Annotated in this window: 10 protein-coding genes; all 10 read right to left on the reverse strand. The window is 43.4% G+C overall.

What is annotated here, in order from left to right; genetic code table 11:
- Window positions 1-8: 8 nt before the first annotated feature.
- Complete coding sequence (locus AC3DKS_RS04475) at window positions 9-1,355, reverse strand: dihydrolipoyl dehydrogenase family protein (RefSeq protein WP_488072524.1); 1,347 nt, start codon at window positions 1,353-1,355, stop codon at window positions 9-11.
- Window positions 1,356-1,979 carry a mercuric transport protein MerTP gene (gene merTP, locus AC3DKS_RS04480; protein ID WP_049764880.1) on the reverse strand — a complete coding sequence of 208 codons (624 nt, stop codon included), beginning with the start codon at window positions 1,977-1,979 and terminating at the stop codon, window positions 1,356-1,358.
- 9 nt (window positions 1,980-1,988) lie between these two features.
- On the reverse strand, window positions 1,989-2,360 hold the full coding sequence (locus AC3DKS_RS04485) for an ArsR/SmtB family transcription factor (protein ID WP_015752965.1): 372 nt from the start codon (window positions 2,358-2,360) through the stop codon (window positions 1,989-1,991).
- 97 nt (window positions 2,361-2,457) lie between these two features.
- Window positions 2,458-4,422: a heavy metal translocating P-type ATPase gene (locus AC3DKS_RS04490; protein WP_272606751.1), complete on the reverse strand. Its 1,965-nt coding sequence runs from the start codon at window positions 4,420-4,422 to the stop codon at window positions 2,458-2,460.
- Window positions 4,423-4,532: 110 nt separating this feature from the next.
- The gene (locus AC3DKS_RS04495) at window positions 4,533-4,949 is read right to left on the reverse strand and encodes a Fur family transcriptional regulator (RefSeq protein WP_272606752.1); all 417 of its coding nucleotides are present in this window, start codon (window positions 4,947-4,949) and stop codon (window positions 4,533-4,535) included.
- A complete protein-coding gene (locus AC3DKS_RS04500) occupies window positions 4,946-5,584 on the reverse strand; it encodes a cation efflux transmembrane domain-containing protein (protein WP_015752968.1) in 639 nt (212 codons plus the stop codon). The genes AC3DKS_RS04495 and AC3DKS_RS04500 overlap by 4 nt, the downstream gene beginning before the upstream one ends.
- 4 nt (window positions 5,585-5,588) lie before the next feature.
- Window positions 5,589-6,791, reverse strand: coding sequence for an efflux RND transporter periplasmic adaptor subunit (locus tag AC3DKS_RS04505; protein ID WP_272606753.1), 1,203 nt, complete (start codon window positions 6,789-6,791; stop codon window positions 5,589-5,591).
- Window position 6,792: 1 nt separating this feature from the next.
- Window positions 6,793-11,130, reverse strand: a complete 4,338-nt coding sequence (locus AC3DKS_RS04510) for a CusA/CzcA family heavy metal efflux RND transporter (RefSeq protein WP_015752970.1) — start codon at window positions 11,128-11,130, stop codon at window positions 6,793-6,795.
- A 117-nt stretch (window positions 11,131-11,247) separates the two neighbouring features.
- The gene (locus AC3DKS_RS04515) at window positions 11,248-11,556 is read right to left on the reverse strand and encodes a DUF6660 family protein (protein WP_336298650.1); all 309 of its coding nucleotides are present in this window, start codon (window positions 11,554-11,556) and stop codon (window positions 11,248-11,250) included.
- A gap of 174 nt (window positions 11,557-11,730) precedes the next feature.
- Window positions 11,731-12,057 (reverse strand): DUF6730 family protein, encoded by a 327-nt coding sequence (locus AC3DKS_RS04520; RefSeq protein WP_015752972.1) that lies wholly within the window; start codon window positions 12,055-12,057, stop codon window positions 11,731-11,733.
- Window positions 12,058-12,061: the final 4 nt, after the last annotated feature.

Consider the following 12,061-nt stretch of genomic DNA (forward strand, 5'->3'; position numbering starts at 1 on the left):
AATAATAGTTAGAGCATATAGGTTAGGTCAGATACCATTGTAGGATATGAAAATATCATTGTCCGCAAATCACTGATGGTCATCTTGGTCTTTATCGCCATGGCAAAAAGATTTATTGTTTCTTCGCAGTGAGGCCCGATCAGATGCGCGCCCAAAATAGTGTTACTATTTTTATCGATGATTGTTTTAAAAGCATATTCATCCACATTCAGGCGTCTCGCATTAAACCAATTACCCACTTTTTCAAAATTGACGTTGATATCAAAACCTTTTTCCTTGGCCTTATCTTCCAATAGGCCAACCGTTGCCATTGTGGGCAAAGTGAAAACCACGGAAGGCATTGGGGGATAACTGACTTTTTTCTTATTTCCTTTAATGATATTTGAAGCTACGACGTGTCCTTCCAAAACAGCTACGGGTGTTAAGGGCAATCCTCTTGAGTCCGCTGCATCGCCAGCTGCATATATGTTCGCGTTCGATGTGCTCTGAAGGTATTCGTTGACCTCTATCCCCTTTTTTGAGAAGGATATACCTGCTTTTTCCAATTCTAAATCAAAAATGGCAGGCGGACGACCCGCGGAATTAAATACTGCTTTCGATTTGTAGGTAGTTTCCATTCCTTCAGAAATTCCTGTGGTTACAAAGTGACCATCTTCACTTTCAATTTTAGAAACTTCGGTTTCAAGAACAAGCCTAACTCCTAAATTAATTGTGGCATCAACCAAATGTTTTACAATATCCTTGTCAAAGTTTTCTAGCGGACGTTTCCCCCGGTGTACTATCGTTACCTCGGCACCGGAACGTGCCGCAATATGGGCGAATTCAAAAGCTATATATCCACCACCGATGAAAAGCAGGGATTCTGGCAATTCCTTAAGGTTTAGAAAATCCGTACTCGTTTGCGCAAGCTGTCCGCCTTCAAAGTCTAAAACTTTTGGTTTTGAACCGGATGCAATTACAACATTATCAGCTTGGATGGTCTGGTTACCTACACTTAAGGTATTTTCATTTATAAACGCAGCGGAACTGTGAAAGGTATCGATGCCGTTCTTCTTATACCCCTTTTCTATTTTCCTTGGCATTTCATCGACAAAGGTCTGTTTGAACGCCATTATATCCTTCCAGTTGATATCCGGAATGGTATCAATGCCTTTCCCTTGAAGCCGTTTGGCAAAGTCACGTACTTCCGTGGCACCGATAATTACTTTTTTTGGGTCACAGCCTCGTAGGGCGCAGGTGCCACCATAAGGCAGTTCATCAGTAATGCCCACCGAAAGACCTTTTGAGGCACATTTATAGGCGATTGTCATACCGGACATACCCGAGCCAATAATGAAAACATCATATTTTTTCATCTACTTATTTTCTTTAGTGGTTTTCTCGACCACTTTATAGCCGGTACTTTCTATAGCTTTTCGGATTGCGGGCAAATCGGTTTTGGTCTTGTCAAATTCCACGATGGTGTTGGCATTTTCATAGCTGGCTTTGACCGAAATAATTCCATCCAATTTATTGACTTCGCTTTCTACATGTGCCTCACAACCTGCACAGGTCATTCCCACAACATCAAAAGTATGTTGTTCGATATTGGATTGAGAAACATAAACGATATCCTTGGTGGGCTGCGCATAAAATAGATTAGTATAGTACGGAAAGGCCAGCATCAATCCCGCAAATACCGTTACGATGAACAAAAACTGTTTGGATTGCCAAAACGTAGGTTTTGCATCATCCTCACAGACGCAATCAATTTCTTCCTGAGTTTTCGGCCGCAGTTTCTGATACCACGCAAACACCAAGACAATAATGGTCAGGCCGATAAGATAGGGTCTAAATGGCTCGACCCAGGAAAATGTAGATGCAATACCACTTGTTCCGGCAATCAATGCCAAGACAGGGGTTATACAACATATTGATGCTGCTACAGCTGTAAAAATGCCCGCATAAGCCGCCGTGTTTGAGGTTTTGTTTGGTTCCATCATATGTTTTTAAGCTGTTCTTTTTCTTATGGAGAGTGAATTGAAAATTCCATTTAGAATATTGTCCTCATTCTTGACCAGCGAATAATAAAGTGTTTGACCATCACGTCTCGATATGATGATACCTGCATCTTTCATTTTTCGAATATGCTGGGACACGGCAGGCACACTCATTTCTAGTATATCCGCGATATCACATGGGCACAGTTCATTCTCAATGTTCAATAGGAATAGGATTTTCAGTCGTACCTCGCTTCCCGCAAGAGACAGAACTTTACTTACTGCCTTAAAGCTGTTCGAAGAATTCTCTATAGTTTCCCTGCATCTCGATATCTGTTTCTTATCTGCCTCGTTCCGTGTACAAGTTATTTCCAAGCTCATTTTTCTTGAATTAATTCATAAACAAAAATATAATTATTATTTTATTTAAGAAAATTCTTAAGTATATGAATGCGTAATGAGACCTAATTATTCTGTTTTAATCCCAAGTCATCCGCTGCAACCGAACCGCATTGAAAATGGCCAAAAGTGCCACCCCAACATCTGCAAAAACAGCTTCCCACATCGTAGCCAGGCCGCCGGCACCCAGAATGAGTACGATTATCTTCACCCCGAACGCCAATCCGATATTTTGCCATACAATATTTCGCGTTGAACGTCCTATTTTTACCGCTCTTGCAATTTTACTCGGTTGGTCGGTCTGGATGATAACATCTGCCGTTTCAATAGCCACATCACTTCCCAAACCTCCCATTGCTATCCCCACATCACTGGCCGCCAGTACGGGCGCGTCATTGATGCCATCGCCCATAAAGGCCACAGTGGTGTCGGGTTGTTTTTTGAGGATTTCAACTTCATTCAACTTATCTTCCGGTAGGAGCCCCCCTTTGGCCCAATCGATATTCAACTCCTGAGAGACTTGCTGCGTAATGGAGTCTTTGTCACCTGAAAGCATGATGATTTTCGAAATTCCTGCATCCCTGATTTGCTCTATAGCCCGTTGAGCATCTTCTTTCAGTTCGTCGGCGATGGTCACATAACCTGCAAATTTTCTGTCTGTGGCGACCATTACAATAGATTCTACAATACCTTCCGTTTCAGAAGGGACTTCTATGCTATTTGCAGTCATCAGGGCTTTGTTTCCAACTAGCACGCTCTTTCCGTTGACCGTACCTTCTAAACCCTTACCTGCCACCTCGGTAACTTCGGTGGCCTCATAATCTGACCCGGCTGCCTTATACTCCAGAATCGCCTTTGCAATAGGATGGGTGGATTGTTCCTCCATCGCCATCAGGTATTTCATAAACTCGGCTTCCTCAAATACCATGGACTTTATTTCCTTTATTTTAAATACCCCTTTTGTAACTGTTCCCGTTTTATCCATGACCACTGTATTTACTTTTGTCATGGCGTCTAAAAAGGAGGCCCCTTTAAAAAGAATTCCGTTTCGAGATGCCGCTCCCAACCCCCCGAAATATCCCAGGGGAATAGAAATGACTAAAGCACAAGGGCACGAAATCACGAGAAAAATCAAAGCGCGGTACAGCCAATCCCGGAATACATAATCATCCACAAAAAAATAAGGGAAGAACGTCAGGCCAATAGCGAGGAAAACAACGATAGGTGTATATATCCTTGCAAACTTCCTGATGAACAGCTCAGTCTTGGATTTTCTGGCAGTAGCGTTCTGCACCATATCCAGAATCCGTGCGATCGAACTGTCCTTGAATTCCTTGATTGTCTCGATTTCGACAACGCCATCGAGGTTGATGCTTCCGGCAAAAACCTCGTCACCCTTATTGATAGTGTCCGGTTTGCTTTCGCCTGTAATGGCAGCCGTGTTCAACGAGGCTTTTTCGGATAAAAGCTTGCCATCCAAGGCAATTTTTTCACCGACGCGCACTTGTATCCTTTCACCAATTTCTACGGTTTCCGGGTCTACGGAAATGAAATTCCCGTTACGAAATACCAGTGTATGGTCCGGCCTTTCATCCAGAAGGGCCCGAATATTTCCTCTCGCGCGATTCACGGCTGCATTCTGAAACAATTCACCAACCGCGTAAAACAGCATAACGGCAACACCTTCTGGGTATTCCCCTATGGCAAATGCCCCCAGGGTCGCAAGGGACATCAAGAAAAATTCCGTGAAGAAATCGCCTCTCCTGATACTGTTCCAACCCTCACGGATGACGGGGAACCCTACGGGTATATAGGCTACAGAGTACCAAATAATTCGAATCCAACCTTTAAAAAAGGGAAAAGTGTCAAAGTAATCAACGGCAATGCCGCTAATGAGCAAAACAAGGCTGAAAATGGCGGGCAAGTAGGTTCTGAAATTAGAAGTTTTCCCGGGATTGTTATGGTTATGCCCGTCCTCACGTCCATGTTTGCCCTGGTGTTTTTTGGGACCTATGTCCCGTAGGTTTACTTTTTTCTTTTTCATATCATGCGGATGAATTTCAGGCAACAGCCTGAGGGGTAAAGAGTGTATTAAAATTTTTCTTGAATGACACCCTCAAAATTATCTTTCATGGTCATGCAACAACAGTGCAATCACTGTCCGCTGCACTTTTCACAAATCCCTTTCAAAACGAGATTAGCGTCCTCTGCCACATACCCTTCCGGAAGGTTAATATGTGGAATCTTGTGTTGTGTTAGGCATACTGTTTCGTCGCAGTTGTTGCAATGAAAATGCAGGTGCAAATCCTGCTCGAGGTCACAATTGCAACCAGGTTCACAAAGGGCAAATTTTTGAATTCTGGTGCCATCGTCAATTTGATGTACGACTCCGTTTTGCTCAAAGGTTTTCAAGGTTCTGAAAAGAGTTGTGCGTTCCGCCTTGACAAAGGCATTTTCAATATCGGTGAGGGACAAGGCTACATTTTTTTCAGCAAGAAATTTGTAAACGAGTATTCGCATGGCAGTAGGGCGCACACCTTTTGTTTCTAAGGTTCTTTCTATTTCTTTCATTCTATATCCTCGTTGTCTTTGATTTTTCTTGCTTTGATAAAGGCCGCCCAACCCTCTTTTGCCGCGTAGGGCACTATCAACAATGCCGCAACAGGGTCAGCCCACCACCAGCCCAGCCATTTCACAAGCAATAGGCCTATTAGGACTACCACGGTTTGATACAGACAGATAAAAGTATCTTTGGCATCTGCCAGTAAGGCAGGGCTATCCAGTTTATGCCCGTACATTCTTTTATAATAAATCAAAATAGGGTTAACCCACAGGGAAACTATCAGTATTACGATACCTGTCGTAGACCAAGAAGCAGTTTCTTGACTCATTAGTTTTGTAATGGAATCATAGGAAATGAAAAGGCAAATTAGGGCAAACGAAATGGCGATTACGTACATTGTGGTCATTTTTCTTTTCGCTACGAGCCTCTCATCCAGTCCTTTGATTTCGCCGTGCAACCGCCATCCTAAAGTTCCCGCACTAATCACTTCGATAGTACTGTCCAATCCCCAGCCAATCAATGCCGAACTATTTGCCGTGAATCCCGCTATTAGCGATACGACTACCTCTATAATATCATAAATGACATTCCATATTTGAAGTGAGCGTGCTTCCTTTAAATTTTGTTTTCTCTTTTTGTTCATATCGTTAATGTCCTTCTTCCTCGTTTTCCCCTTTTTTCATTTCCGCCATTAAATAATAGGCATTATTAAAGGCATACCTGGTGTTGGGTTCTTGTTCGGTCAGAAAATCGATTGCGACCCATTCACCGTCTTGCATGCTCTTAGCTACTTCGCAAGGAATAAAAGCCCAACCATCACCTTCCTTTACAGCTGAAAAAACAAAGAACTTGTTGCCATCAGTTGCTATGGCACTTTCCGGGATCGCTGTTGTCATTGTATTCTCCGTTTGTATGCGTCCCTGGATGTACATCCCTGGTATCAGATTGCCTTCCTTGTTCTCGATTTCGGCGTGTACATGGATTGCCTTCGGGTACTGCTCAAAGGTTTTACCAACGGAATATATTTCGGCCGTAAGTTCCTTTCCGGGTATGGATTGAACATTAAACCTAACTAATTGTCCTTCCGCTACCTTGTAGACATCCTTTTCGAAGACCATCAAATCGGCATGTACGTGGTGGGTGTCTACGATTTCCATAAGGTCGGTCTGTGGCTCTACATATTGGCCTGTTTTGATTTCTACTTTTTGGACAAATCCTGCAATGGGGCTTCGTAGAGCAACCCGTTGGTAAATTTTACCATTTCTCAAACCGGAAGCACTAATATTCAGTTGTAATAGTTGTGCCTCCAATCCGTTTACTAAACTACGCGATGCCTGATATTCTGCTTCGGCTTTCTGAAAATTTGCACCGCTCCCCACCCCTGCATCGTACAGGGTTTTTTGTCGTTCGTATTCTTTTTTAAGAAACTGGCTATTGCTATATGCATTTAGGTAATCCGTCTGTTTCTCAATAATATTAGGATGGGATAGATAGGCGACCGTTTGCCCCTTGGTGACCTGATCTCCCTCAAGTACCTCGATAGATACAACGTTGGAGCCGACAACTGAAGTTATGGTGGCCTCATTTTGGGGCGGCACTTCCAGTTGTCCGTTGGCTTCAACGTATCCGCTCATATTGCGCATTTTTAAAGTGTCTATTGCCATGTGCAAGGCCTCAAACTGTTTTTTGGTCAACACGACCTTATCGACTTCGCTTTTGGAATTGGCTTGCTCCAACGCAGAGCGAGATTTTGTGCCCCCTTTAGTTTCGCTGTTGGAATCGCCACAAGCGGTCAACCCAAATGACATAACGAACAGCCCGATTAACGTGTATATGAATAGATTTTTCATGTTATTGATTGAAATATTGTAATTCAAAAACTGATTTTAGATAGTTATCAAGAGTGTTCAGGGCCTCCATTTCAGTATTTATGGCATCCCGTATGATTTGCGTGAATGCGGCATAGTCTACAGCACCTTCTGTATAGGCAAGCAATGCTCCAATGCGCTGTTCCCCGGCAAGCGGTAGTGCTTTATCCCTATAAAATTGCCAGGAAGTTTTCCATTTCTGATGAGTTTGTACCGCTTGTCGATATTCGGATTGCAGTTGACGTTGGATAAAATTTGCCTGTTCTCTTGCAATTTCACTATCAATTTTGGCAGCTTTTGCCTCACTACGTAGCGTGCCGGAAAATAAGGGAAGTGATAGGCCTGCCTGATAGGTGTAAAAACCGTTTTCGCCACTCACCTGTTGCAACCCTCCTTGCAGGTTAAAATTTGGCAATAAATCCGTACGAGCAACTCGGTAATTGGCTTCGGCTTCGTCAATTCGCTTTTGTGAAAGTGCCAATTCCGGATGCTTAGCTAAATCCACATCGAGACTTACAGCCCCAATCTCACGTTCGTCAAGCTTTCCTGGAACTGTGTAATAGGTGTCCGAGACCAACCAAAGGTTGAGCTTTTGCAAGGCTATCAAATAATCACTTTCGGCCTGTTGCAATTTATTGCTGATTTGCAACGCTTGATTGATCGCAGATGCATATTCCAACCTGGAAATGGCCTCTACCTCAAAGTTGAGTTCGACAGCCTTTTCGAATAGTGCGTATATCGAATCCAGTTCACGATACAATTCATATTTCTGTCGTTGTTGGTATGCTTGTGACCACGCCTTTTTTGCTTCCTGTTCTACTTGCAAGCCAGTTAAGTCATGAGCGGTTTCTGCCAAAGCGATTCGCTGTTTCTGCAATCGCCTTTTCGCACCGATTCCGAACAGATTGATACTCTGTTGCCCAATACCTACTATAGTATAAATTCCCTGACCATCACCTACCTCCTCACCTCCCGTAAATACTTGAGTCTTTCCAAGATCATATGCCGTCCCTTTAAGTGTGTTTTGTTTTTGGATTTCCAGCTGTTTTGTTTTCAGAAGCGGATAGTTTTCCCTGGCAATTTTACCAGCCTGTTCTATGGAGATAATTGGAAGTGAATCTTGTTCTTGTTGCGCTTTTGCAAATGTGGAAGTGAACAAAAGACCTGCCACGGCCATAGCAGAAACTAATTTTGAATTGAGTTTCCTCTCCCGTTCTGAACGATTCTCAACCCATTGATAAAAAATAGGAAGGATCAACAGCGTCAGAAGTGTTGAAGATATCAATCCGCCGATTACCACAGTTGCCAAGGGTCGTTGCACTTCAGCCCCTGCGGATCCTGAAATTGCCATCGGAAGAAAACCTAAAATGTCCGTGAACGCCGTGAGCATAATAGGGCGTACTCTGCGTTTTGTTCCCTCGAGAATACGAACATTAAGGTCAGCAACACCTTCCTGTTTCAACTCGTTGAACCCACTGATCATTACCAATCCGTTGAGTACCGCTACGCCAAAAAGCACAATAAAGCCGACCCCTGCTGAAATACTAAAGGGCATATCCCTGAGCCATAGGGCGAAAACACCGCCTATGGTCGCCATCGGGATGGCCAGGTAAATCATCAAGGATTGTGGAAATGATTTTAGGGCAAAATAAATTAGGATAAAAATTAGTAATAACGCTACCGGAACTACGGTCTGCAATCGCTCACTTGCCCTTTCAAGATTTTCGAATGCACCACCATATCGAATAAAATAACCGGGAGGCAAATCAAGATTGGCATCCAGTTTATCCTTAATCTCATTGACCAATGATTCCACATCGCGGCCACGCACGTTTACACCCACGTAGGTCCTGCGGTTGGTATTGTCCCGGCTTATTTGCATCGGTCCCGGTATATATTCAATTGCGGCCAGTTCTTGAAGCGGGATCTGTGACCCATTCGGCAAACTGATGTACAATTTTCTTATGTCATTGATATCTGAACGGTTTTGCTCATGGAGCCTGACGACCAAATCAAAACGCTTTTCTCCTTCAAAAATGACCCCTGCGTATCCGCCAGCAAAAGCAGATTGCACCATCATATTAAGTTGGTCGATGCTAACTCCATACTGCGCTAACTTATCTCGATTGTATTTTATGGTCATCTGGGGCAATCCAGAAGTAGCTTCTGCCCGCATATCACCGATACCATCCGTTCCTGCAATGATTTGGGTAATCTCGTCCGCTTTTGAGGCTAGCACATCGATATCCTCACCGTAAATTTTGATGGCCACATCCTCACGGATACCCTCTAACAGTTCATTGAAGCGCATTTCGATCGGTTGAGTAAACTCATAATTTACACCCGGAATAATGCTTACCGCTTCTTTCATTTTGGCGATAAGCTCATCCTTAGATGCTGCGGACACCCATTCATCTCGTGGTTTAAGGATTACAAATACATCGGCAAAGTCCATGGGCATCGGGTCAGTGGGCACTTCGGCCACACCAATGCGGCTCACAATCTTTTCCACTTCAGGAAATTCGGCCATGACAATACGCTCTACTTTGGTAGTGGTTTCAATAGTCTCGCTCAGCGAACTGCCTGGCTTTAGAATGGTGTGGAACGCAATATCCCCTTCGTCCAGTTGAGGTATAAACTCACCACCCATTCTGGAAAATACGAATGTGGCAACGGCAAATAGGGCAACGGCGATACCCACGACCCATTTTCCTTTCTTCAAAGCATTTACTAAAAGAGGTTCATACTTTCTTTGAACCCAAAGCACAAACCGATCGCCCCAAGTTTTCTTCTTCGTTTTAGGCGGTTTTAAAAATAGAGCTGACATCATGGGCACATAGGTTAGGCACAATACCATGGCTCCAATCATTGCGAAGATGAACGTTAGCGCCATTGGCCGGAACATTTTTCCTTCGACTCCTTCCAATGCCAAAATGGGAAGGAAAACAATTAGGATTATCAACTGTCCGAAGAAAGCGGCATTCATCATCTTTTTGGATGCATTTGCGGCTATCTCATCACGGTCTGCCCTATTCAAGGCTTTCTTTTTAAGTAAATAACTACCCATAAGAAATACACTGGCTTCCACAATGATTACCGCACCATCTACGATAATACCAAAGTCGATTGCCCCCAAACTCATCAGGTTTGCCCATACGTCGAAAACGTTCATCAAAATAAAGGCGAACAAAAGTGAAAGTGGAATGGTGGATGCTACAATCAAACCACCGCGCCAGTTACCCAAGAGAAACACCAATACAAAAATTACAATGAGTGCGCCTTCCAAAAGATTGTTCCGTACCGTTCCCGTGGTTTCATTTATGAGTTTGCTTCTATCCAACAACGGTTCGATAATCACCCCTTCCGGTAGCGATTTCTGTATTTCGGCCATCCGTTCCTTGACTCGGACAATGACCTCGTTTGAATTTGCTCCTTTTAGCATCATTACAAGCCCGCCTACGACCTCGCCTTCGCCATCCTGTGTCAAAGCTCCATAGCGAACGGCTGAACCAAAGCGTACTTCGGCAACGTCACTTACCGTAACAGGCACACCATTTTCATTTTTAATAACGATTTTTTTTATGTCGTCAAGACTCCGTACAAGACCTTCACCCCGAATAAAATTGGCCTGATGGTTTTTCTCGATGTAAGCACCCCCCGTGTTTTTATTATTCGATTCAAGCGCTTTGAACACATCGGTTATGGTAAGCCCGATTGCTTTCAAATCATTCGGGTTAACAGCCACTTCGTACTGTTTTATTTTCCCGCCAATGGCGTTGATTTCCACAACGCCCGGCACCATTGCCATTTGTCGCTGTACAATCCAATCCTGCATTGTGCGGAGGTCGGTCAGGGAATATTTATCCTGAAATTCAGATTCAACCTTTAAGGTATATTGATAGACTTCGCCTAAACCTGTAGTGATAGGCCCGATGGAAGGTTGGCCGAAGCCTTCTGGAATGGCTTCACGTACTTCGGTCAGTTTTTCAGATACTAGCTGTCTGGGTAGGTAGGTTCCCATCTTGTCATCGAATACGATGGTAACTACCGAAAGTCCAAAACGGGAAATCGAACGGATTTCTTTGACACTGGGCAAATTGCTCATTGCCACCTCCACAGGATAGGTTACGAATTGTTCAATGTCTTCCGTTCCAAGATTGGGAGATTGGGTTATGACTTGTACCTGATTGTTAGTAATATCCGGCACGGCATCGATCGGCACCTGGGTCATACTGTAGGTGCCGGCACCAATCAGTGCAAGTGTAAGCAGACCAATAATGAATTTGTTATTGATTGAAAAATCAATGATTCTGTCGATCATGGATTTAAGTGTTAATACAGTTATATATGGACTGTTGCTTTCGCGAAAACGAAAACAGCCTGGAATTTCCCGCTGAAAAATTTCAAAACAGGATGTAATTATCCTATGTAAACTGAATTAACCTTTTGGAGGCTGGAATAATCGGATGGAAATCTCCTTGCCCATACGATCAAAATGGGCGAAGTTATTTTTTGGTATTGTGAGTTGAAGAGGTTCGAAATGAGTTACCCCAAAATTTACGGTATGAACGTGACAGCAATGGCACTGACAAAATGGGGAGCAAAGTTCGCAATCAAAATTGTGATTGTCTGATAGATCGATGGAAAGTGTAGTATGCTCCCCCTCTATTGCAACACTGGTATCGTTGCAAGGAAGAACATTAAGAGACAAAAAATAGACCGTTAAAAGGATAGCCGTCCACTTCACTTCGCAAAAATAACGAAAAGAACTTGCAACCGAATTGCAATGTTGGTTTACGGTTAAATGAACCCCAAATCCTTACCCCTAACTTTCGCGCACGGTCCCTGTTTCGATTTTATAGCGTTCGGGTAGATAAGCGCTAGTAAAATCGAAATAGGGCGCGACCTGCTTTTTGCCAATTTAAGTTTTAAGTAAAAAAACAATTGTTATTCCCCAGCCTAATAGATTTAAAAAACTCCAGGCCCAAAACAGTTTTACCTGCCAACCCGGTATCGTTTGGGCTTTTTCAATTTTGTTATTTATCCCCAGCACTATTTTTTCTAGCTCAAAGTGACGCTTGCGCTGGATTTCATGGTACTCCCAGAGTATCTTATTCACCAAAGAAATGTCAGGCTCCAGCTTGTAGTCTTTCAAGCTTGCCTGAAGGGTTTCCAGTTTGTTCACGCTCTTTTCAAAACTGTGAATCTCCTCAGTGAGTAATTCCGCTATTTCATCCAGTTTTGCCATGTCC

The organism is Robiginitalea sp., assembly GCF_982776155.1.

What these genes read in the sequence shown, in the direction of transcription:
- AC3DKS_RS04475 (WP_488072524.1), bottom strand. Translation starts at nt 1,355, where the DNA reads ATGAAAAAATATGATGTTTTCATTATTGGCTCGGGTATGTCCGGTATG.
- merTP (WP_049764880.1), bottom strand. Translation starts at nt 1,979, where the DNA reads ATGGAACCAAACAAAACCTCAAACACGGCGGCTTATGCGGGCATTTTT.
- AC3DKS_RS04485 (WP_015752965.1), bottom strand. Translation starts at nt 2,360, where the DNA reads ATGAGCTTGGAAATAACTTGTACACGGAACGAGGCAGATAAGAAACAG.
- AC3DKS_RS04490 (WP_272606751.1), bottom strand. Translation starts at nt 4,422, where the DNA reads ATGAAAAAGAAAAAAGTAAACCTACGGGACATAGGTCCCAAAAAACAC.
- AC3DKS_RS04495 (WP_272606752.1), bottom strand. Translation starts at nt 4,949, where the DNA reads ATGAAAGAAATAGAAAGAACCTTAGAAACAAAAGGTGTGCGCCCTACT.
- AC3DKS_RS04500 (WP_015752968.1), bottom strand. Translation starts at nt 5,584, where the DNA reads ATGAACAAAAAGAGAAAACAAAATTTAAAGGAAGCACGCTCACTTCAA.
- AC3DKS_RS04505 (WP_272606753.1), bottom strand. Translation starts at nt 6,791, where the DNA reads ATGAAAAATCTATTCATATACACGTTAATCGGGCTGTTCGTTATGTCA.
- AC3DKS_RS04510 (WP_015752970.1), bottom strand. Translation starts at nt 11,130, where the DNA reads ATGATCGACAGAATCATTGATTTTTCAATCAATAACAAATTCATTATT.
- AC3DKS_RS04520 (WP_015752972.1), bottom strand. Translation starts at nt 12,057, where the DNA reads ATGGCAAAACTGGATGAAATAGCGGAATTACTCACTGAGGAGATTCAC.